Source organism: Streptomyces sp. BL1 (genome assembly GCF_057628045.1).
Genome location: NZ_JBXYWZ010000002.1, coordinates 2,776,414 through 2,799,317, shown reverse-complemented (window position 1 = coordinate 2,799,317; position 22,904 = coordinate 2,776,414). Strand labels below are relative to the sequence as shown.

Annotated in this window: 14 protein-coding genes and 1 riboswitch; of the genes, 6 read left to right on the top strand and 8 right to left on the bottom strand. The window is 71.0% G+C overall.

Annotated features, from left to right (window positions below; translation table 11 throughout):
* Positions 1-165: 165 nt before the first annotated feature.
* The 4 genes from AC3AGO_RS12220 (at position 166) to AC3AGO_RS12205 (ending at position 3,543) form a co-directional block, all read left to right on the top strand.
* Positions 166-1,602, top strand: a complete 1,437-nt coding sequence (locus tag AC3AGO_RS12220) for a cation:dicarboxylate symporter family transporter (RefSeq protein WP_487820192.1) — start codon at positions 166-168, stop codon at positions 1,600-1,602.
* Positions 1,599-2,696: a CE1 family esterase gene (locus AC3AGO_RS12215; RefSeq protein ID WP_487820191.1), complete on the top strand. Its 1,098-nt coding sequence runs from the start codon at positions 1,599-1,601 to the stop codon at positions 2,694-2,696. The genes AC3AGO_RS12220 and AC3AGO_RS12215 overlap by 4 nt, the downstream gene beginning before the upstream one ends.
* Positions 2,697-2,797: 101 nt before the next feature.
* Positions 2,798-2,862: riboswitch (guanidine-III (ykkC-III) riboswitch) on the top strand.
* Positions 2,860-3,192: a DMT family transporter gene (locus tag AC3AGO_RS12210; protein ID WP_487820190.1), complete on the top strand. Its 333-nt coding sequence runs from the start codon at positions 2,860-2,862 to the stop codon at positions 3,190-3,192. (Overlaps the previous riboswitch by 3 nt.)
* Positions 3,193-3,543, top strand: a complete 351-nt coding sequence (locus AC3AGO_RS12205) for a DMT family transporter (RefSeq protein WP_487820189.1) — start codon at positions 3,193-3,195, stop codon at positions 3,541-3,543. It begins immediately after the preceding gene.
* A gap of 147 nt (positions 3,544-3,690) precedes the next feature.
* Here AC3AGO_RS12205 and AC3AGO_RS12200 read toward each other — a convergent pair whose 3' ends face one another.
* Entirely contained in the window at positions 3,691-4,167 is a 477-nt protein-coding gene (locus AC3AGO_RS12200) for a hypothetical protein (protein WP_487820188.1), read from the bottom strand.
* A gap of 326 nt (positions 4,168-4,493) precedes the next feature.
* On the opposite strand from AC3AGO_RS12200, the gene AC3AGO_RS12195 reads away from it, so the two are divergent.
* Positions 4,494-6,809, top strand: a complete 2,316-nt coding sequence (locus AC3AGO_RS12195) for a HelD family protein (RefSeq protein WP_487820187.1) — start codon at positions 4,494-4,496, stop codon at positions 6,807-6,809.
* Here the strand turns inward: AC3AGO_RS12195 and glgB are convergent.
* The 5 genes from glgB to AC3AGO_RS12170 form a co-directional block, all read right to left on the bottom strand.
* Positions 6,796-9,291, bottom strand: coding sequence for a 1,4-alpha-glucan branching enzyme (glgB, locus tag AC3AGO_RS12190; RefSeq protein ID WP_487820186.1), 2,496 nt, complete (start codon positions 9,289-9,291; stop codon positions 6,796-6,798). The genes AC3AGO_RS12195 and glgB overlap by 14 nt on opposite strands.
* A 2-nt stretch (positions 9,292-9,293) precedes the next feature.
* The gene (locus tag AC3AGO_RS12185) at positions 9,294-10,730 is read right to left on the bottom strand and encodes a maltokinase N-terminal cap-like domain-containing protein (protein WP_487820185.1); all 1,437 of its coding nucleotides are present in this window, start codon (positions 10,728-10,730) and stop codon (positions 9,294-9,296) included.
* Between the two features lie 206 nt (positions 10,731-10,936).
* Positions 10,937-12,634 (bottom strand): maltose alpha-D-glucosyltransferase, encoded by a 1,698-nt coding sequence (gene treS / locus AC3AGO_RS12180; protein ID WP_487820184.1) that lies wholly within the window; start codon positions 12,632-12,634, stop codon positions 10,937-10,939.
* Positions 12,631-14,691, bottom strand: coding sequence for an alpha-1,4-glucan--maltose-1-phosphate maltosyltransferase (locus tag AC3AGO_RS12175; protein ID WP_487820183.1), 2,061 nt, complete (start codon positions 14,689-14,691; stop codon positions 12,631-12,633). Before AC3AGO_RS12175 ends, treS begins: the two co-directional genes overlap by 4 nt.
* A gap of 395 nt (positions 14,692-15,086) precedes the next feature.
* Entirely contained in the window at positions 15,087-16,226 is a 1,140-nt protein-coding gene (locus AC3AGO_RS12170; RefSeq protein WP_487820182.1) for a S8 family peptidase, read from the bottom strand.
* Between the two features lie 258 nt (positions 16,227-16,484).
* Here AC3AGO_RS12170 and glgP point away from each other — a divergent pair, with 258 nt between their 5' ends.
* Positions 16,485-19,091 (top strand): alpha-glucan family phosphorylase, encoded by a 2,607-nt coding sequence (gene glgP, locus AC3AGO_RS12165; RefSeq protein ID WP_487820181.1) that lies wholly within the window; start codon positions 16,485-16,487, stop codon positions 19,089-19,091.
* 106 nt (positions 19,092-19,197) lie between these two features.
* Here glgP and AC3AGO_RS12160 read toward each other — a convergent pair whose 3' ends face one another.
* Entirely contained in the window at positions 19,198-20,823 is a 1,626-nt protein-coding gene (locus AC3AGO_RS12160) for a M4 family metallopeptidase (RefSeq protein WP_487824629.1), read from the bottom strand.
* A 313-nt stretch (positions 20,824-21,136) separates the two neighbouring features.
* On the bottom strand, positions 21,137-22,759 hold the full coding sequence (locus tag AC3AGO_RS12155; RefSeq protein WP_487820180.1) for a M4 family metallopeptidase: 1,623 nt from the start codon (positions 22,757-22,759) through the stop codon (positions 21,137-21,139).
* Between the last annotated feature and the right edge of the window lie 145 nt (positions 22,760-22,904).

The window sequence follows — 22,904 nt, the reverse complement described above, 5'->3', positions numbered from 1 at the left end:
GAGTTTCCGTGCACGTAATGCACGAAAGCGTGACGGGGGTCACGCCGCGTTGCATAGTCGCCGGGACTCGCGGCGCTGTGGCGGACGCCACGGGGCGAGTCGGAGCCGCACATCGTATACCGCGTGTCGAAGCAATGACGCTGACGCAGGAATGAGGGATCCGCCGTGTCCGAGAAGACACCGTCGCCGGCCGGGGAAGCCGCGAAACCCGCGGGCAAGAAGCGGGACCGCACGCACTACCTCTACATCGCTGTCATCGTGGCGGCGATTCTCGGCATCGTGCTGGGCTTCGCCGCGCCCGATGTGGCGAAGCAACTCAAGCCCATGGGCGAGGGGTTCGTCTCGCTGATCACGATGATGATCTCGCCGATCATCTTCTGCACCATCGTGCTCGGCGTGGGATCCGTACGGAAAGCTGCCAAGGTCGGCGCCGTCGGCGGGCTCGCCCTCGGCTACTTCATGGTGATGTCGGTCGTCGCGCTCGCCATCGGGCTCGTCGTCGGCAACATCCTGGAGCCGGGCGAGGGGATGCACCTCACGGATGCCGCGAAGGACGCGGGCGCCGCGGAGGCCAAGGGTGGTGAGGGACTCGTCGGCTTCCTGGTCGGCATCATCCCGAAGACCATGATCTCCGCCTTCACCGAGGGCGAGGTGCTGCAGACGCTGCTCATCGCGCTGCTCGTGGGCTTCGCGCTGCAGGGCATGGGCAAGGCGGGCGAGCCCGTCCTGCGCGGCATCGGGCACCTGCAGAAGCTGGTCTTCCGCGTGCTCGCCATGATCATGTGGGCGGCCCCGGTGGGCGCGTTCGGTGCGATGGCGGCGGTCGTCGGGGAGACGGGCTTCGCCGCGCTCAAGTCCCTCGCGGTCATCATGATCGGCTTCTATGTCACGTGCGGACTCTTCATCTTCATCGTGCTGGCAACGCTGTTGAAGCTGTTCACCGGAATCAACATCCTCAAGCTGCTGAAGTACCTGGGCCGCGAGTTCCTGCTGATCCTCTCCACCTCCTCCTCCGAGTCCGCGCTGCCGCGGCTCATCGCGAAGATGGAGCACCTGGGCGTCAGCAAGCCCGTCGTCGGCATCACCGTGCCGACCGGCTACTCGTTCAACCTCGACGGCACCATGATCTACCTGACGATGGCCTCGCTGTTCGTCGCCGACGCCATGGACCACCCGCTGACGCTCGGTCAGCAGATCTCGCTGCTCGTCTTCATGTTCATCGCGTCCAAGGGCGCGGCCGGCGTCACCGGTGCCGGACTCGCGACCCTGGCCGGCGGTCTCCAGTCGCACCAGCCCGCGCTGGTCGACGGCGTCGGCCTGATCGTCGGCATCGACCGCTTCATGAGCGAGGCGCGCGCGATGACCAACTTCGCGGGCAACGCCGTGGCCACGGTGCTGATCGGCACCTGGACCAAGGAGATCGACCGGGAGCGGGTCAACCGCGTACTCGCCGGTGAGCTGCCCTTCGACGAGCGCACCATGTCGGAAGAGGAGTCCGACGACTCCGGCGAGGAAGCCGTCGGTGGCGGGAACGACGACGGCCCGCGCGAAGAGGTGCCGCTGAAGAAGGAGGCCGAGGTCTCCCGGAGCGTGAGCGCGTGAAGCGCCGGCGCGCGGCACTCGCCGCCGCCGCCGCGCTCTGCGCGGCAGTGCTGACCGGTCCCGGCGCGACGGCCGTACAGGCCGCCGCGCCGGGCGCCGGGGCCGCGTCCGAAGCCGGTTCCGTACGGGGCGGCAGCCCCGGGTGCGGGTCCAACCCGGGCCAGGCGCCCGGCACTTCGCGGACGCACACGCTCGACTCGGGCGGCAGGGAGCGGAGTTACCGCGTACACCTGCCCGAGGGGTACCGCTCCGACCGGGCCTACCCCGTGGTGCTCGCCTTCCACGGGCAGGGCCGCACCTCGGCGTACATGGAGGAGCTCACCGGCTTCTCCGCCGCGTCCGACGCGATCGCCGTCTATCCGCAGGGAGTTCCCGGTACGGAGGACGGCAAGCCCTCGTGGCAGGGCGCCCCGTACTCGGCGCCCGGCGTCGACGACGTGCGCTTCACGTCCGACCTGATCGGCACGCTGGAGCGCGACCTGTGCGTCGACGGCGAGCGGGTGCACGCGGCCGGCAAGTCCAACGGCGGCGCGTTCGTCGCCCTGCTGGCCTGCCGGATGCCGGAGCGGATCGCGTCGTTCTCCGCGGTCTCCGGCGCGTACTACGCCGATTCCCCGAACCCTTCCGGCCCGCCTGTCCGGCCGGGGGTCCGGGGGTTGTCCCCCGGGGAGACACAGCATCCGCAGGCCGGGCCGTGTGAGCCGCGGCGGGCCGCGCCGGTGCTGACCGTGCACGGCGGGGCCGACACCACGATCCCGTACGCGGGCGACTCTGCGAAGGGGCTGCCGCCGATCCCCCAATGGCTCGCGGAACGCGCCGAGTTGGCGGGATGCGCGCCGCAGTCCCGGGACCGGGACCTGGGTGACGGGGTGACCCGCCGGGCGTGGCACGACTGTGCAGGGCGGGGCGCGCTGGTCCACTACAAGGTCGCCTCGCTGGCCCACGACTGGCCGAGCACGCGGCCCAACCCCGACTCGGACACCCCGTCCGTGCTGGACGCGACCCCCTTGATCCGGCAGTTCATGAAAGAGCACAGCCTGAGGGAGCACAGCCTGAGGGCGCACAGCCCGAGGGAGCACACGCGCGGCGACTGAAAGGCCTCCCCGTCCCGTCGTCGCAGCGCAGGGCCCTGTCCGGGACTCCGGGCAGGGCCCTGCGTCCCTTGTCCCGCGTGTGCGGCTTTGCTATAGATGAAGGCAGGCCCCTGACCGGGCCTGCGGACGAGGGATCAGTACCCGCTCAGCGACAAGACTGGCCATGGAGGGTGAGTCTGTCGTGGCATGGGCCGTACTGATCGTGTCCGGAGTGCTGGAGGCCGTCTGGGCCACCGCACTCGGTGAATCCCGGGGCTTCAAACGCCCCGTCCCGACTGTGATCTTCGCTGTCTCGCTGATCGCGAGCATGGGCGGGCTGGCAATCGCCATGAACTCCCTGCCTACCGGCACGGCCTATGCCGTCTGGGTCGCCGTGGGCGCGGTCCTCACTGCCGTGTGGGCCCTGGTCAGCGGCAAGGAGAAGGCAACCACCGGGCGCGTACTGCTGCTCGTGGGGCTCGTCGGCTGTGTGGCCGGACTGAAGGCGGTGAGCTGAATGGCTTGGATGATTCTCGTCGTCAGCGCGGTGTTCGAGGCCGTGTGGGCGACCGCGATGGGCGCCTCCGACGGCTTCTCGAAGCCCGGGCCCACGATCGTGTTCGCGGTGGGGATAGTGCTCAGCATGGCCGGTCTGGCGCTCGCCATGAAGCGGATCCCGGTCAGCGTCGCGTACGCGGTGTGGATCGGTATCGGCGCGGCGCTCACGGTCGTCTACGCGATGGTCACGGGGGACGAGCCGGCCTCCGTGCTCAAGGGGGTCTTCCTGGCGGGGATCGTGCTTTGTGTGATCGGGCTGAAGTTCGTGAAGACGCGGGCTGGTCGCCGTGACGGGGCTTCCGCGGGCTGAGCGTCCCGCGGGGTGGCGGGTGCGCCGCCTTGTGTGCCCCGCGGGTTTGTCGGGCGGCTGCGGCTTGCGCTGGGGTTTGCGCAGTTCCCCGCGCCCCTGATTGCGCAGTTCCCCGCGCCCCTTGTCGGGGCGCGGGGCTGCGTGCGGTCAGTGGCGGGTTGCGCCTTCTGGCCAGATTCGGTGTACGCGGACCTCGTTGCGGTCCGCGTGGGCCACGACGTCCGCCGCGCCGCCGTACGCGCGGGCCGGGCGGCCGTCCCAGACGGCGAGGAGTTCGTCGACGAGGCCGACGAGATTCTCGTTGGCCAGCATGTCGGCCGTCGGGTTGGACTCGGTGAGCCCCGTGTCATAGACCTTCACGGCCTGCCGCAACAGCTCGTCGTACGTGGTCCGGTGGCGTTCGGGGAGGCTCTCCCGGTACGTACGGGCCGGCACCACGGCCTCGATCTTCCCGCCGTGCTCCAGCACCGCCTCGGCGAACCAGGTGTCCACTCCCTCCGCGAGGCAGGTCACGCCGGTCAGGGTGCCGGGCTGATACTCACGCACGGCCTCGGCCAGCGCCTCCCGCACCAACTGCTCGGTCTTTTCGGGCAGTTCGCGGTGTCCGGTGATCCCCAGCCGCATGAGGTTCCTCCTCGCTCGTTGTTTCGCAGGTCCACGCTACGTGGCGTGGCGCCTTCGTGGGGACGCGCAACCGAGCCTGTATGCAGCGTTGTCGGGCTTGGCCTGGAACGCGGGGCGACAACCGGCCACCGTGCGGCGTCACGCGCCGGGCACGTGCCGGCCGTGCGCCCGCTCCCACGCGCCCTTCAAGCGGACCGGGGCCGGTCCGGGGAGCCCGGGGCCGGATATGAGGAACCGGACACAAAAAAGCCCCGGCGCGAATTGCGGCCCGGGGATTTCTTTCGGTATATTCGATCCTTCGTGACTTCTTCGCCAAGTCACAAAGAATGACGCTGAGTTCACAGCATATACGGGCGGGAGTGACGTTGTCAAACAAGGAATTGCGGCAGGAGCAGGAATTCATCGACCGGTTGTACCGGCGGGTGGACGCGCTGCGCGGGGACACGGAGAACTCCGTCGCCGGGGCGCTGGAGCCGGTGGGCAACGGAATGCAGGCGCGTATCGAGCGGGATGTGCTGGTGGCCGAACGGTCCGGGCTGCTCGCCGCGCTCAACGCCGTCGACGGCGCGCTGTGCTTCGGCCGGATCGACCTCGCCGGGGACGGCCACCACCACATCGGGCGGATCGGCATCCGCGAGGACGACGAGGAGCGCACCCCGGTCCTCATCGACTGGCGGGCACCCGTCGCCCGGCCCTTCTATCTCGCCACCGGGCACACGCCGATGGGGCTGCGCCGCCGGCGGCACATCACCATGCAGGGCCGCGAGGTGCGGGCGCTGCACGACGAGATCCTCGACCTCGGCGACGAGGAGCGCACCGGATACGAGGACCCCAGCGGCGACGCGGTGCTGCTGGCCGCGCTGAACTCCGCCCGCACCGGGCGGATGGGCGACATCGTGCAGACCATCCAGGCCGAGCAGGACCGCATCATCCGCGCCCCGCACCGCGGCGTGCTCGTCGTCGAGGGCGGGCCCGGCACGGGCAAGACCGCCGTGGCGCTGCACCGTGCCGCGTACCTGCTCTACGAGCACCGCGAGGTGCTGGCCCGGCGCGCCGTGCTGATCGTCGGCCCGAACCCGGCGTTCCTCGGCTACATCGGCGAAGTGCTGCCCTCCCTCGGCGAGACCGGGGTGCTGCTCTCCACCCTCGGCGAGCTCTTCCCCGGAACGCGCGCCACCGGGACGGACACTCCGGAGGCCGCCGCCGTGAAGGGGCGGGCCGGCATGGCGGAGGTGCTGGCCGCGGTCGTACGGGACCGGCAGGCGCTGCCCGACCCGGTGATCGCCATCGAGCACGACCGGGACGTGCTGATGCTCGACGACGATCTGGCGCGCGTCGCCCGCGACCGCACCCGCGCCCTGGACCTCCCGCACAACGCGGCCCGCGAGCACTTCGAGGGCCACATCCTCAACACCCTCACCGAGATGGTCGCCGAGCGGATCGGCACCGACCCGTACGACGGCAGCAATCTGCTGGACCCCGCCGACCTCACGCAGATCCGCGACGAGCTCGGCGCCAACGAGCAGGTGCACGCCGCGATCGACCAGCTGTGGCCCGTGCTGACGCCGCACCAGCTCGTGGCGGCCTTCCTGGCGGATCCGAGCCATCTGTCCGAGGAGGACGCGGCGGCACTGCGGCGTTCCGCCGCGCAGGCCGGCGAGTGGACGCCCGCCGACGTACCGCTGCTGGACGAGGCCGCCGAGCTGCTCGGCGAGGACGACCGGGCGCGGCGGGCCACGGAGGAGGCCCAGCGGCTGGAGCGGATCGCGTACGCGCAGGGCGTGCTGGACGTGTCGTACGCCTCCCGTACCTACGAGTTCGAGGACAAGGACGACGAGGACTCCGAGGTGCTCGGCGTCCAGGACATCGTCGACGCGGAGCGGATGGCCGAACGCCAGGAGGAGGAGGACCACCGCACCGCGGCCGAACGCGCCGCCGCCGACCGCACCTGGGCGTTCGGGCACATCATCGTCGACGAGGCGCAGGAGCTGTCGCCGATGGCGTGGCGGCTGCTGATGCGGCGCTGCCCCACCCGGTCCATGACGCTCGTCGGCGACCCGGCGCAGACCGCCGAGGAGGCCGGCGTCGGCTCGTGGAAGGAGATCCTCGACCCGTACGTCGGCGACCGCTGGGAGCACACCCGCCTCGGCGTCAACTACCGCACCCCCGCCGAGATCATGGACGTCGCCGCCGGTGTACTGCGGGCCGAGCACCCGGACTTCGAGCCGCCCGGCTCGGTGCGTTCCACGGGCGAGCCGCCCCGGCTGTGGGAGGCGGACGGCGCCGTGGCGGACACGGTCGCCGAGGCCGTCGCCGCGGCCGCGCCGGACGAGGGACGGCTCGCGGTGATCGCGCCGGCGGACCTGCACGACGCGCTCACGGAGCGGCTGCCCGACGCCGCGCGGGGCACCGATCCCGATCTGACGCGCCCCGTCGTGCTGTTGGCGCCCCGGCAGGCCAAGGGCCTCGAATTCGACGCGGTCGTCGTCGTGGAACCGGCGCACTTCGGCACCAGCGATCTGTACGTGGCGCTGACCCGCGCCACGCGCACCCTGGACGTCGTGCACACCGGGGCGCTGCCGGACGGACTGCACAGCCCGGCGAACGCCCCGTCCGGCGACGCGGGGGTCACATCGGCTTGAACCAGACGGTCGCCAGGGGCGGCAGTACCGGCGTGAGGGACACCGTGCGGCCGTGGGCCGGCACGGTCTCCCGCTTCAGCGGCTCCGGGTTGCGCACGTCGCCGCCCCCGTACCGCAGCGCGTCCGTGTTGAGCACCTCGTGCCACGTCTCGTACGTGTCGGGGATGCCCAGCCGGTACGAAGGGCGGGGCACCGGCGAGAAGTTGGAGACCGCGAGCAGCGGGGAGCCGTCGGCGGCGAAGCGGAGGAACGCGAGGACGTTGTCCTCGCTCGCGTCGCCGTCGACCCAGGCGAAGCCGCCCGGGTCGGTGTCCCGCTCCCACAGGGCCGGGGTGCGCAGATACTCCGCGTTGAGGTCCCGCACCGCGTCCCGTACGCCGCGGTGGTCGGCCTCGGCGGAGTACGAGGGGTCGAGCAGCCACCAGTCCGGGCCGTGGCTCTCCGACCACTCGGCGCCCTGCGCGAACTCCTGCCCCATGAAGAGGAGTTGCTTGCCCGGGTGCGCCCACATGAAGCCCAGATAGGCGCGGTGTCCGGCGCGCTGCTGCCACCAGTCGCCGGGCATCTTGGAGACCAGCGAGCGCTTTCCGTGCACCACCTCGTCGTGCGAGATGGGCAGTACGTAGTTCTCCGAGTAGGCGTACACCATGGAGAACGTCATGTCGCCGTGGTGGTACTTGCGGTGCACCGGCTCCTTGGACATGTACGTCAGCGAGTCGTGCATCCAGCCCATGTTCCACTTGAAGCCGAAGCCGAGCCCGCCGAAGCCGGCCTCGCCGACGTGGTGGGTGGCGCGGGTGACGCCGTCCCAGGCGGTGGACTCCTCGGCCGCGGTGATCACGCCCGGGCAGCGGCGGTACAGGGTGGCGTTCATCTCCTGCAGGAACGCGACCGCGTCGAGGTTCTCCCGGCCGCCGTGCTCGTTCGGCGTCCACCCGCCGTCCTCGCGCGAGTAGTCCAGGTAGAGCATCGAGGCGACGGCGTCCACGCGCAGCCCGTCCAGGTGGAACTCCTCGCACCAGTACACCGCGTTGGCGACCAGGAAGTTGCGCACCTCGCGGCGGCCGAAGTCGAACTCCAGCGTGCCCCAGTCCGGATGCTCGGCGCGCTCCGGGTCGGCGTGCTCGTACAGCGGTGTGCCGTCGAACCGGGCCAGCGCCCACTCGTCCTTCGGGAAGTGCGCGGGCACCCAGTCCATCAGTACGCCGATGCCGGCCCGGTGCAGCGCGTCGACGAGGAACTTGAAGTCGTCCGGGGTGCCGAGGCGTGCGGTGGGCGCGTAACAGCCGGTGACCTGATAGCCCCAGGAGCCGCCGAACGGATGCTCGGCGACCGGCATCAGCTCGACGTGCGTGAACCCGAGGTCCTTCACGTACGCGGGCAGCTGCTCGGCGAGTTCGCGGTAGCCGAGGCCGGGCCGCCAGGAGGTCAGATGCACCTCGTACACGGACAGCGGGGCCTCGTGCGGGGAGCGGTCGCCGCGGTGCGCGAGCCAGTCCGCGTCGCCGGACGACCAGGTGTGCGTGCTGGTGTGCACGACCGACGCGTTCGCCGGCGGGCACTCGGCGCGGCGGGCCATCGGGTCGGCGCGGAGCGAGTGGCCGCCGTCGGCGGCGCACACGTCGAACTTGTACAGCGCGCCCTCGCCGACGTCCGGCAGGAACACCTCCCACACGCCGCACGACCCGAGCGAGCGCATCGGAGAGGCCGTACCGTCCCAGTAGTTGAAGTCCCCGGCGACGCGGACCCCGCGCGCGTTCGGCGCCCACACCGTGAAGCGGGTGCCGGCGGCGCCGTCGTGCGTCATCGGCTGCGCGCCCAGCGCCTGCCACAGCTGCTCGTGCCGGCCCTCCGTGATCAGATGCAGGTCCAGCTCGCCGAGGGCGGGCAGGAAGCGGTACGGGTCGAGGGAGCGCACCTCGTCCACGCCGGGCTTCTCCCCGTACCGGATCAGCAGCTCGTAGTCGGGGATCTCCGGGAGCGGCAGCGTGCCGGCGAAGAACCCCTCGCCCTCGTCGTGCAGTTCACTGCGGAGCCCCTTCGCGAGAACGGTGACGGACCGCGCGTACGGGCGCAGCGTCCTGAACGTCACACCGCCGCGCGTCAGATGGGCGCCGAGGACGCTGTGCGGGTCGTGGTGCGCCCCGTCCAGCAGCCGCCGGCGCTCCGCGGCGGGCACGGGCGGCGCGGGCCGCACTCCGTGACCGCCGGGCGCTGCGGTGTCATCGGCCGTGCGGGGCGCGGGAGTTGCGGGCGCGGGGGCCGGCGGGGCCGACGGGGCCGGCGGGCCCTGCGACGGGTCCGGGGCGCCGGTGTCGTCCGCCGGACCGTCCCCCGCAGCCGCCTCGGGGGAGGACCCGGCCGCGCCGGCCGGTTCTTCAAGGTGTCCGTCAGCGGGGGACCCGTCTGCGGGGGAGGGGAGGAACGTGGAGGGGACGGGGGCGTTCCTGCCCGGGTCGGCCGGGGGCTGGGGGGCGGTCACTGTCAGAACCTCCTGAGAGAGTGCGAGTCCGCCAGGCGGCTGATGGCGGACAGCGGGATGGTGAGCCAGTCCGGGCGGTGCCGTGCTTCGTACAGCACCTCGTAGACGGCCTTGTCGGTCTCGTACGCGCGCAGCAGTGCGTCGCTCTCGCGCGGGTCGGTACCCGCCTCCTCGGCGTAACCGGCGCAGTACGCGTGCCGGTTGGCCACCGCCCACTCCTCCGCGCCGACGCCTCCCTCGCCCTGGCACGCGGCGTAGTCGAAGGAGCGCAGCATCCCGGCGACGTCCCGGACGGGCGGCTGCGGGCGGCGGCGTTCGGCGAGCGGGCGGGCCGGTTCGCCCTCGAAGTCGATCAGCGACCAGCTGCCGTCGGTGTCCCGCAGCGTCTGGCCCAGGTGCAGATCGCCGTGCACGCGCTGCACCCGGCACGGCGCCGTCGTACCGGCCAGCTCCGCGAACGCCTTGCGGAGACCGGAGACATAGGGCCGCAGCGCCGGGACGGCGACGGCCGCCGCCTCCAGCCGTTCGGTCATCCCCGCGGCGACCCGCTCCAGCCGGGGCCGGTCCAGCACGCTCGTCGGCAGCGCGGCGGCGAGCCCCGTGTGCACCTCGGCCGTGGCCCGGCCCAGCGCGTACGCGTCCTCCGTGAAGTCGCGGCCGGTGCCGAGCGCCTCCAGCGCGAGCTGCCATCCGTCGTGGGTGCCGGACAGATACGGCTGCAGCACTCCGAGCGTCATCGGGTCCGGGTGCCCCTCGGCGTCCGCCTCGTACCACGCGGCCGGCGCCGGCACCCGCGACGAGCCCTGCCGGGCCAGCGCGCGCGAGAGTTCCAGATCCGGGTTGATGCCGGGGCTGACGCGCCGGAACACCTTGAGGATGTGCGAGTCGCCGTACACCACCGAGGAGTTGGACTGCTCGGCGGCGAGCGGCCGGGGCCGCGGCCCCGCCGGGATCCGCGCCTCCGGCTCGCGGGAGAAGCGCAGCGGGCCGAGCCGGCCCGGCGTCCGCAGCCGCTCCAGCAGCACCGTCGTCAGCTGCGGATCGTGCAGCGCCTCGTAGACCGTCCTGCCGTGCAGCGGCCCGCCCGAGGCGCGGCCGAGCACGGCGGGCGCCAGCCGGGGCGGCACGGTCTCCCGTACGCCGAGCAGGAGTTGATAGCAGTCCGCGGAGAGTACGGCGTCCTCCTCCCCCTCCGCGGACAGGGGCAGCGGTGACTGCCGCGTCCGCAGCAGCAGATGGAGCAGGCCCGGCGGCGCCGGTGACGGGCCCGCACAGGGCATGAGTTCGGCGGCCGCGACCAGGGTGAACCCCCTGATCGCACGCCCCTTCCCCGCGAACCAGCGCTGCCGCGGCAGCCACTCGGCCAGCAGGGGCGTGAGTGAACTCAGCAGCGCGGAGGCGTTCGGAACCGCGGTAAGGGGCAAGGAACTTTCCGGCATGGCGTCCTTTCCCCGGGCACACGAAAAGGTACGCAGAGTGTCCCGGATTGCGGCATGGGCTGTCCGGCATGGCGGGACGTGTCGAACGAGTATCGACCGTGCGGGCTAGCGGCCCAACGCGCCAGAACGGCACGGGGAGATACGGACAAGAGTGCCCCGGGGCGGGTGAGGTCATGCCACGGCACGCCGCCCCGGAAGCGAACGGTTCAGTGCGAACGGCGCAGCCGGAACCAGTAGAAGCCGTGGCCGGCCAGCGTGAGCAGATAAGGCAGTTCGCCGACCGGCGGGAACCGTACGCCGCCGATCAGTTCCACCGGCACCCGCCCGTTGAACACCTGGAGATCGAGTTCGGTGGGCTGCGGGAACCGCGAGAAATTGTGCACGCACATCACGAGGTCGTCCTCGTGTTCGCGGAGGAACGCCAGCACCGACGGGTTGGACGAGGAGAGTTCGGTGTACGTACCGAGCCCGAACGCCGGGTTCTGCTTCCGGATCTCGATCATCCGGCGGGTCCAGTGCAGCAGCGACGACGGCGAGGACATGGACGCCTCGACATTCGTCACCTGATAGCCGTACACCGGGTCCATGATTGTCGGCAGATACAGCCGTGCCGGATCGCAGGACGAGAAGCCCGCGTTCCGGTCCGGGGTCCACTGCATCGGCGTCCGTACGGCGTCCCGGTCGCCCAGCCAGATGTTGTCGCCCATGCCGATCTCGTCGCCGTAGTACAGGATCGGCGAACCGGGCAGGGACAGCAGCAGCGCCGTGAACAGCTCGATCTGGTTCCGGTCGTTGTCGAGCAGCGTGGCCAGCCGCCGGCGGATGCCGATGTTGGCGCGCATACGCGGGTCCTTGGCGTACTCCGCGTACATGTAGTCGCGTTCCTCGTCGGTCACCATTTCGAGGGTCAGCTCGTCGTGGTTCCGCAGGAAGATGCCCCACTGACAGCCGGAGGGAATCTGCGGCGTCTTGGCGAGGATCTCCGACACCGGGTAGCGCGACTCCCGCCGCACCGCCATGAAGATCCGCGGCATCACCGGGAAGTGGAACGCCATGTGGCACTCGTCGCCGCCCTTTTCGTAGTCGCCGAAGTAGTCGACGACATCCTCGGGCCACTGATTGGCCTCGGCGAGCAGCACGGTGTCCGGATACTGCGCGTCGATCTCCTCCCGCACCCGCTGCAGGAAGTGGTGCGTCCGGGGCAGGTTCTCGCAGTTGGTGCCCTCTTCCGCGTACAGATACGGCACCGCGTCGAGGCGGAATCCGTCGATCCCCAGGTCCAGCCAGAACTTCAGTCCGGAAATCATCTCTTCCTGCACCGCGGGGTTCTCGTAGTTGAGATCCGGCTGGTGCGAGAAGAAGCGGTGCCAGTAGTACTGCTTGCGTACGGGATCGAACGTCCAGTTGGACGCCTCGGTGTCCACGAAGATGATGCGGGCGTCCTCGTACGCCTTGTCGTCGTCCGCCCAGACGTAGTAGTCCCCGTACGGCCCCTCGGGGTCGGTTCTGGACTCCTGGAACCACGGGTGCTGGTCGCTGGTGTGGTTCATGACGAAGTCGATGATGACCCGCATGCCGCGCTGGTGCGCCGCGTCGACGAATTCGACGAAGTCCGCGAGGTCGCCGAACTCCGGCAGGACCGCCGTGTAGTTGGAGACGTCGTACCCGCCGTCCTTCAGCGGGGACTGGAAGAACGGCGGCAGCCACAGACAGTCGACGCCGAGCCACTGCAGATAGTCGAGCTTCGCGGTGAGGCCCTTGAGATCCCCGATGCCGTCACCGTTGCTGTCCTGGAAGGAGCGGACCAGGACTTCGTAGAAGACCGCGCGCTTGAACCATTCCGGGTCGCGGTCCTGGGCGGGCGTGTCCTCGAAAGTGTCGTGGACGGGCTCGTTGACGGTCATAGTGCGGGTGACCCTCCGGTCGGTGAGGACGGTCGCAGGGTGAGGATGTGCGCCGCGGCCGGGGAGGCACCTCCGCCGCCCCCCGGTGTCAGCCGCACATAGTTGTCCCTGCCCCAGTGATAGGTCTCGCCGGTGAGCTCGTCGCGCACCGGGAAGGACTCGGCTCCGCTCGTCTGAGCGGGGGTCAGGCCGAATGTTTCCAAGTCCGGCATGTCCAACGACACCGTCGCTTCGTGGGTGTGGTGTGGATCCAGGTTGACCACCACGAGCACCGAGTCGGTTCCCACCGTCTTCGAATAGGCGAGAACCTGGTCGTTGTCGACCCGGTGGAAGCGCAGTGAGCGCAGGTCCTGAAGCGCCGGATGCCGGCGCCGCAGCCGGTTGAGCGCCGTGATCAGCGGGGCGAGAGACGTACCCGCACGCTCGGCCGCCGCCCGGTCCCGGGGTCGCAGTTCGTACTTCTCGGAGTGCAGATACTCCTCGCTGCCCGCCCGCAGCGGAGTGTTCTCGCACAATTCGTACCCGGCGTAGACACCCCACGTGGGCGACAGCGTCGCCGCCAGCACCGCCCGCGTCTCGAACGCCGGACGCCCCCCTTCCTGGAGGTACGCGTGCAGGATGTCCGGGGTGTTGACGAAGAAGTTCGGACGCATGTACGCGGCCGCGTCGCCGGACAGCTCCGTCAGATACTCCGTCAGTTCCTGCTTGCTGTTCCGCCAGGTGAAGTAGGTGTACGACTGCTGGAAGCCGATCCGCGCCAGCGTGTGCATCATCGCGGGGCGCGTGAACGCCTCGGCGAGGAAGAGGACATCGGGATCGGTGCGGTTGATGTCCGCGATCACCTTCTCCCAGAAGACCACCGGCTTCGTGTGCGGATTGTCGACCCGGAAGATCCGCACACCGCGGTCCATCCAGAAGCGCAGCAGCCGCAGCGTCTCCCGCACGATGCCGCGGAAGGCCGCCGGATCGCCCTCACCCGAACCGTCGGCGCCGCCGAACGCCAGCGGGTAGATGTCCTGGTACTTCTTCGGCGGGTTCTCCGCGTACGCGATCGTCCCGTCGGGCCGGTGCCGGAACCACTCCGGATGCTTCTTCACCCACGGGTGGTCCGGCGAGCACTGCAGCGCGAAGTCCAGCGCCACCTCCATGCGCAGCTCCCGCGCCCGCGCCACGAAGTGCTCGAAGTCCTCGAAGGTGCCCAGGTCCGGGTGGAGCGCGTCGTGCCCGCCGGCCGCCGAACCGATCGCCCACGGCGAGCCCACATCGTGCGGCCCCGCCGACAGCGCGTTGTCGGGCCCCTTGCGGAACGAGTCGCCGATCGGGTGGACGGGCGGGAGGTAGACCACGTCGAAGCCCATCGCCGCGACGGTGTCCAACTGCTCGGCCGCCGTACGGAAGGTCCCCGGCACCGGGGGCCTGCTCTCTTCGACAACGGCCCCCTCGGACCGCGGGAACAGCTCGTACCAGGACCCGAACAGTGCCCGCCTGCGCTCCACTTGAAGCGTCATCGCCCGCGACGTCGACACCATCTCGCGCAGCGGATACCGGTCCAGCACCGCCGCCACCTCCGGCGCCAGCGCGGCACCGAGCCGCGCCGCACCCGTACGGGAGGTGTCGCGGAGCGCGTCCACGGCGTCCAGCACCGCGGCCCGGCCGTCGTTCTTCGGCACCCCGGCGGCGGCGCGTTCGTGCAGCCGGGCGCCTTCCTCCAGGGTGAGTTCGGTGTCCATGCCCGCCGGGACCTTGATCTTCGCGTGCTGCCGCCAGGTGGTGACGGGATCTCCCCACGCCTCGACCGAGTACGTCCACCTGCCCTCGACGTCGGGAGTGACATCCGCTCCCCACCGGTCCGTACCGGGCGCGAGTTCACGCAGCGGAGTCCAGGGGGCCTGGCGGCCCGTGGGACCCCTGAGCACCACGTTGGCTCCGACCGCATCGTGCCCCTCCCGGAAGACGGTCGCGGAGACCTGGAAGGTCTCCCCGACCGCCGCCTTCGCGGGGCGCCGTCCGCAGTCCACGGACGGCCGGACATCAAGAACGGGGATGCGACCGATCATTGGCTCACCTGACACTGGGTACGAAGCGGACGCGGTACCGGGCGGCACCGCGGGCACGGCACCGGACGGCGCCGCGAGAGAGGCCTTTGTCTGGGTATCCGCTCTTTCTACCTGCTCCGCGGGCGACTTACGGGCTGCGGGCATCTGCGCTCCTGTGCGCGTTCACTCGGGTGGGGGGTGGCACGGGTGCGGGTGGCGGCGCGACGGCACCGCGGAAGCCGGCGGGGGACCGGCGGGGACTGCGGGAGAGTGCACGGTGAAGCCTGCCCCGCCACCACGGGACGCCAATCCCGTATGTACGTGAACTACCCGTACGTAGCACGCACTCGGACCCCGCGCGCCGCAATCGGCGGCACGGGGCCTCGGGTGACTCGCCGCGCGAGGCGGCACGCGGATTACGGGACGCGCAGCAGTTTGTTCGGGGAGCCTGGGCCGGGGGTGGTGATGGTGTGGGGTGTGGCGCGGGTCTTGAGGGCCTTGGCCACCTTGGCGGGGGAGGCTCCCGGGTGGCGGGACAGGTAGAGGGCCGCCGCTCCGGCCACGTGGGGGGCCGCCATCGACGTGCCGCTGAAGGTCGTCCGCGCCGTGCTGTTCCTGTGGCCCGCCGAGGTGATGCGCACTCCGGGCGCGAACAGGTCCAGTTTGCCGCCGTAGTTGGACCAGGACGCGCGCCTGTCCCGTGAGTCCGTGGCGCCGACGGTCAGCGCCTCCTTCACCCGCGCCGGTGAGTGGCTGCCCGCGTAGCCGCTGTCGTTGCCGGCCGCGACGGTGTACGTGATGCCCTCGCGCACGGAATTGCGTACCGCCGCGTCCAGTTGGGGCAGCGCGCCGCCGCCCAGGCTGAGGTTGGCGACCGACCCCTTGCGGGCGTGCGCCGTGACCCAGTCGATGCCCGCGATGACCCGCGCGAGCGAGCCCTGGCCCTTCGCGTTCAGCACCCGTACCGGCACGATCGTGGCCCGCTTCGCCACGCCGTACGTCCTGCCCGCGACGGTCGCGGCGACGTGCGTGCCGTGCCCGTTCGCGTCGTTGGCGGTGCGGTCCCGGCCGACGAAGTCCCAGCCGCCCTTGACGCGCCCGCCGAAGTCCTTGTGCGAGGCGCGTACGCCGGTGTCGATGACGTACACCTTCACGCCCTTGCCGTCGCCCTTCGTGGGCGCGTACTTCTTGTTCAGCGGCAGCCGCGCCTGGTCGACGCGGTCCAGTCCCCAGGAGGGCGGGCGTTTCTGCGCGGTCTGCATGCTGACGGTGATGTCCTGCGTGACGGAGGCGACGCCGGGTTCGGCCGCCAGCTGCCGCGCCTGTCCGGCGGTCGCCTCGACCGCGTAACCGTCGAGCGCGGTGCGGTACGTGTGACGTACGGAAGCGCCGTGCCGGTCCGTGAGCCGGGCCCCCGGATGCATGGCGACGATGTAACTCCCGGCGACGGCGGCCGGCGCGCCGGCCCCCAGGACCCGCCCCTCGGCGGCGGATGCCGCGTGCGCGGGCCAGGTCACCGCGCCCAGCACGGCAACGGTGGCGGCGGCACACGCCACCGAACGTAAGGATCTCCCCCTGGAATCGCATGACATACGAGCTCCCCCCCCCCCCCGGGCCGTCACGAATCAGCAGCCATCGCGAACCAGCAGCTTCGTCGCACCGGGAGAACCGCACAAGAGCCGCCGCGGCCGGAGCGGGGTCCGGGTTCCGGGTGAGAGGAGGGATTCCGGTTGGGGGGCTCGCGAGAGTGGATATTGCGGGGAAACGGGGTGAAGGGGAGCAATGTGGGCGGTGAGGGCGTTACCGTCGTAGCCGTGAAGGCCATTCGTCGATTTTCCGTGCGCCCCGTCCTTCCCGAACCGCTCCGTCCGCTGGCCGAGTTGGCGCGCAATCTGCGCTGGTCCTGGCATGCCGAGACGCGAGCCCTGTTCCGTGGCATCGACCCCGCGGGCTGGCAGGCCGCGGGAGGCGACCCCGTACGGCTGCTGGGGTCCGTGCCGCACGCCCGGCTCGCGGAGCTCGCCGGGGACCGCGGGTTCCTGCGCCGGCTGGAGCTGGCCGCGGGGGACCTGAGGGACTATCTGAGCGAGCCCCGCTGGTATCAGGAGGAGAACGGTCAACTGCCGCGCGCCGTGGGCTACTTCTCGCCGGAGTTCGGCATCACCGCCGCGCTGCCGCAGTACAGCGGAGGGCTCGGCATCCTCGCCGGGGACCATCTCAAGGCCGCCAGCGACCTCGGCGTGCCGGTGCTCGGGGTGGGACTGCTCTACCGCCACGGGTACTTCCGGCAGAGCCTGTCAGCCGACGGCTGGCAGCAGGAGCACTATCCGGTGTTCGACCCGGACGAACTGCCCGTGGAGCTGCTGCGGGAGAGCGACGGCGCGCCCGTACGGATCGTGCTGCGGCTGCCGGCGGGCCGCGCGCTCGTGGCACACGTGTGGCTCGCCCGGGTCGGGCGGGTGCCGCTGCTGCTGCTCGACTCCGATGTGGAGGAGAACGCGGCGGGGGAGCGCGACGTCACCGACAGGCTGTACGGCGGCGGCAGCGAACACCGGCTGCTGCAGGAGATGCTGCTGGGCATCGGCGGGGTGCGCGCCCTGCGCGCGTACTGCAGGATCAGCGGCCATCCGGAACCCGAGGTGTTCCACACGAACGAGGGGCACGCCGGCTTCCTCGGTCTGGAGCGCATCAGGGAGCTGGGCCACGAGCCGGGTCTCGACTTCGCCGCGGCGGTCGAGACCGTACGGGCCGGCACCGTCTTCACGACGCACACGCCGGTGCCCGCCGGCATCGACCGGTTCGACAGGGAGCTCGTCGCCCGGCACTTCGGCGAGGACGGCGAACTGCCGGGCGTGGACGCCGAGAACGTGCTGAAGCTCGGCATGGAGACATACCCCGAGGGCGAGCCCAACCTGTTCAACATGGCCGTCATGGGGCTCCGTCTCGCGCAGCGTGCGAACGGCGTCAGCACGCTGCACGGCAGCGTGAGCCGCGGCATGTTCGCAGGACTGTGGCCCGGTTTCGACGCGGACGACGTGCCGATCGCGTCCATCACGAACGGGGTGCACGCCCCCACCTGGGTCGCCCCCGAAGTGCCCGCGGACGTGCACCGTACGACCGACGCGGGACTGTGGTCGCTGCGCAGGTCGCTGCGTGAGCAGCTGGTGCGGGAGGTCCGCACCCGGCTGTACGCGTCATGGCGCCAGCGGGGCGCCTCGCAGGCCGAGTTGGGCTGGGTCGACAACGTGCTCGACCCGGACGTCCTGACGATCGGCTTCGCGCGCAGGGTGCCGTCGTACAAACGGCTGACGCTCATGCTGCGCGACCGCGACCGGCTCATGGAGCTGCTCCTGCATCCGCAGCGCCCCGTGCAGCTGGTCATCGCGGGCAAGGCGCACCCGGCGGACGACGGCGGGAAGCGGCTCATCCAGGAGCTCGTGCGGTTCGCCGACGATCCGCGGGTGCGGCACCGCATCGTCTTCCTGCCCGACTACGGGATGGGCATGGCGCAGAAGCTCTACCCCGGCTGCGACGTGTGGCTCAACAACCCGCTGCGGCCCCTGGAGGCGTGCGGCACGAGCGGCATGAAGGCCGCGCTGAACGGCTGTCTCAACCTGTCGGTGCGGGACGGCTGGTGGGACGAGTGGTACGAGCCGGACTTCGGCTGGGAGGTGCCCAGCGCGGACGGCGCGGCCGCCGAGGACCCGGACCGGCGGGACGACATCGAGGCGTCCGCGCTGTACGAACTCATCGAGGACCATGTGGCGCCGGCCTTCTACGACCGCGGGCTGGACGGTACGGGCGTGCCGGACAGGTGGGTGGAGATGGTCCGCCAGACCCTCACCCGGCTCGGCCCGAAGGTGCACGCCGACAGGATGGTGCGGGAGTACGTGCGCCGTCTGTACGCGCCGGCCGCGCACGCGCAGCGCGAGCTCCGGCCGGACCCGGCACGGGAGTTGGCGTCCTGGAAGGCGCGGGTGCGGGGCGAGTGGCGGCATGTGGCCGTCGACCACGTGGAGTCGGTGCTGCCGGGTGACGCGGTGCCCGCCGACGGCGGCGGCGACGCGCTGGAGCTCGGCTCCGGGCTGACCCTGCGCGTACGGGTGGCCCTGGGAGCGCTGGAGCCCGGCGAGGTGGAGGTCCAGGCGGTGGCCGGCCGGGTGGACGACTTCGACAGGATCGCCGCGGCGGACGCCGTACGGGTGCCGTTGAAACCGGCGGGCGGCCCGGACCTGGAGGGGCGCTGGGTGTACGAGGGGGCGCTGGCCCTGGACCGTACGGGCTCCTTCGGCTACACGGTGCGCATCCTGCCGGCGCACCGGCTGCTCGCCTCGCCCGCCGAGATGGGCCTGCTGGCGGTGCCGCCCGACGAGGGCGCCGAGTCCGGTTCGGGCGAGACGGCGGGAGTGCTGCTGCGCTGACGCCCCGGCGGGCCTCGCTGATGTCGTACGGGAGCCGCGCCCGTCGTGCGGGCGCGGCTCCCCTGAGCGTGCGGCGGCGCCGGGGGCAAGTCCCGGCTGTGCCGGGCTACTTCACCTTGACGGCCGTCCAGGCCGCCTCGACCGTCTTCTTCTCGGTGCTGTCCGCGCCGTACAGGTCCGTCGCCGCCTTCACGGTCGCCTTGCGGGCGGCCGCGTAGTCGGTGGTGGACGTCATGTTCTCGGTCAGCGCCTTGTACCAGATCTTCTCGGCCTTGCCGATGCCGATGCCCTTCACCTTCGAACCGTCGGCCGTGGGCGAGTCGTACTTCACGCCGTTGATCTCCTTCGCGCCGCTGCCCTCGGACAGCAGGTAGAAGAAGTGGTTGGCGATGCCGGACGAGTAGTGCACGTCGACGTTCTTGGCGTCCTCGGACCAGTAGTCCAGCGACTTGCCGTCCTTGCTGGGCTTGTCCATGTAGCGCAGCGGCTTGCCGTCGCCCCGCAGGTCGATCTGTTCGCCGACGAGGTAGTCGGGGACGTCCTTCTTGCCGGCGGTCTTGAACTCGACTGCCGCGGCGAAGATGTCGGAGGTGCCCTCGTTCAGACCGCCGGACTCGCCCTCGTAGTTGAGGTTGGCGGTGGACGAGGTGACGCCGTGCGACATCTCGTGTGCCGTGACGTCGACGGAGGTGAGGGGCTTCTTGTTGCCCTCACCGTCGCCGTACGTCATGCAGAAGCAGCCGTCCTCCCAGAACGCGTTGGAGTAGTTGCTGCCGTAGTGCACGCGGCTCAGCGCGCCCTTGCCGTCGCCGGCGATGCCCGAACGGCCGTGCACCGCCTTGTAGTAGTCCCAGGTGACGGCCGAACCGTAGTGCGCGTCGACGCCCGCTGTCTGGGCGTCGGCCGGTGTGCCGTCGCCCCACTTGTCGTCCTCGTCGGTGAGCAGTTTGCCCTCGCCGCTCTGTCCGCCGTCCAGCGTGTGCGTGTTGTTGCTGCCGCGGTCCTTGTCGGTCAGCGTGAACTTGCCGGACGAGCCGGAGGTACCGAGCTTCACGTCGCCGCTGTACTGGCTCTTGCCGGTGCCCTCCTTGACGCCCTGCACCGTGGCCAGCTTCTTGCCGGTCGACGCGTCGGTGACGGTGTGCAGTTCGTTCGGGGTGCCGTTCTTCTGGGTGCCGCCGGTGACGGTCTCCCAGGCGAGGACGGGCTTCCCGTCGGCCGCCCAGATCACCTTGCGGGGCGCCTCGCTGCCCTTCGCCTGCGGGGTGACGGGCTTGTGCGCAGCGGCCGCCTGCGTCGTACGGACGGCGACCTTCGCGGTGCTGGCGCGGGACGTTCCGGTGTGCTTGCCGGACGCCGACCTGTGCACGACGAGGTCGCCGCCGAGGACGGGCAGACCGTCGTACGTGCGCTCGTAACGGGTGTGCGTGGAGCCGTCGTTGTTCTTGACGACGTCCTTGACGCGCAGTTTCTCCTTGGCGCCCAGGCCGAGGGTGCGCGCGTCGGCCGAGGTGGCCTCGGCGGAACTCGCCTTCTTCATCAGCGCGGTGTGCTGGGAGGCGGACATCGGGGCCGCGGCGGACCCTGAACGGAATGTCGACGGCGGGTCGGAGGGGTTCGCGCCTGCCGTGCCGGCGGTGACGCCCGCCGCGACGAGTGCGCCCGTGACGGCGAGCGCTCCGGTTATCCGTCCTGCGCGCTTGCGTGTGCGGGTTCTCGCGGTGGTGCGCATGCTGGTGCTGCGTGTCACTCGGTGGCTCCTTCTGCCGTGGGGGCCGGGCGGGCACAAGGGGAAGGGCGCCGCCCGGGCAGAACTGCGGAACGGTTGTGCGAGTGTGCTGTGTGCGTATGGTTCTGGTGTGTGCGCCGGAAGACTGCCATTCCCGGCGTGTGCATGTCACTGATTCGGCGTGAACAACCCGCACGTTGGCCGGATTTCGTTCGTTCACACGGAAGCCGCGCCCGCAATGCGGACGCGGCTCCCTCTGTGCTGCCGACGGCGTCAGCGCGCCGGTGTCAGATGTGCGGCGTCAGATGAGCCGGCGTCAGGCGGTGGGCCGGGCGCCCACGTTGACGGCCGCCCAGGCGTGCGCGACGCCCTTGTACTGGGCGCTGTTGGTGCCGTACAGGTCGGCCGCCGCCTGCAGCGTGCCGGTGCGCGCCGCCGCGTAGTCGGTGGTCGTGGTGAAGCGCTCGGTCAGCGCCTTGTACCAGATCTTCTCCGCCGCGGCCCGGCCGATGCCGGTGACCGGCTTCCCGTCGGACGTGGGGGAGTTGTACGAGACCCCGTTGATCACCTTCGCGCCGCTGCCCTCGGACAGCAGGTAGAAGAAGTGGTTGGCGGGACCCGACGAGTAGTGCACGTCGACGTTGCCGACGCCCCGGTACCAGGAGTCCTTCGACTGGCCGTCCTTGCTGGGGCGGTCCATGTAGCGCAGCGGGGTGCCGTTGCCGTTGATGTCGATCTTCTCGCCGACCATGTAGTCGCCCACGTCGGTCGAGTTGTTCGCGGCGAACTCGACGGCGGCGGCGAAGATGTCGGACGTCGCCTCGTTCAGACCGCCCGACTCGCGGCTGTAGCGCAGCCCCGCGGTGGCCGACGTGACGCCGTGCGACATCTCGTGGGCCGCGACGTCGATCGACGTGAGGGGCTTGGCGTTGCCGGTGCCGTCGCCGTACGTCATGCAGAAACAGGAGTCCTGCCAGAAGGCGTTGACGTAGTTGTTGCCGTAGTGCACCCGGCTGGTCGCGCCCACGCCGTCGCCGCGGATGCCGCTGCGGCCGTGCGTGCTCTTGTAGTAGTCCCAGGTGAGTGCCGCGCCGTAGTGCGCGTCGACGCCGGCTGTCTGGGTGTTGGACGGCGTGCCGTCGCCCCACATGTCGTCGGCGTCGGTGAACAGGGTGCCGGTCCCGGAGGTCGCCCTGTTGAGGTTGGTCGTCTTGTGGCCGCCGCGTGCGGAGTCGGTCAGCGTGTACTGGCTGCCGGACTGTGCGGTGCCCAGGGTGACCTTGCCGCTGTACTGGCTGGTGCCCGTTCCCTCGTGCACGGCCTGATAGTTGTGCAGCTTCTTGCCGGTGGCCGCGTCGGTGACGGTGTGCAGTTCGTTCGGGGTGCCGTCCTTCTGCGTGCCGCCGGTGACGGTCTCCCAGGCGAGAACGGGCTTCCCCTCGGCCGCCCAGACGACCTTGCGGGGCGCCTTGCTGCCCTTCGCCTCCGGAGTGGCCGGCTTGTGCGCGGCGGGTGCGTCGGCCGTACGGAGGGAGAGCGCGGCGGACGTGGCCTTGGCGACGTTCCGGACGGCGCCGTCCTTGCCGGCCTCGACCACCAAGTCGCCGCCCAGGACGGGGAGTCCGCCGTACGTGCGCTCGTAGCGTGTGTGGGTGGTGCCGTCCGCGTTCTTGACGACGTCGCGGACCTTGAGGGCTTCCTTGCCGCCCAGCTTCAGCGCGTCGGCCGTCGCCGCCTCGGCGGCGTCGGCCTTGCCTATGAGCGCGGCGTGCTGGGCCGGGGACAGCTTCACGGGGAGGGCGCCCGGGTCGGGCTTCGCGGCCGGCGCCGCCGGTGCGGCGGTCGCCTGTGCCTGGACGCCGAGGGCGAGCAGTGCGGACGCGGCGACGAGCGCGGTGGCGGCGGTCGCGGCGGATCTCTTGCGGGGCAGGTTTCTCACGCGTCACTCCTTCTGCGGGGCTGGTGCAGAACTGGTGGAGCCACCCGGCGCGGCGCATGTGGCGCGGCGGGCCGGGGCAGTGCGTGGGGGGTGGGGTGCTGCCGTGCGCGGCGAGGGAAGAGTGGCACCGATGGGTGCTCCGCGG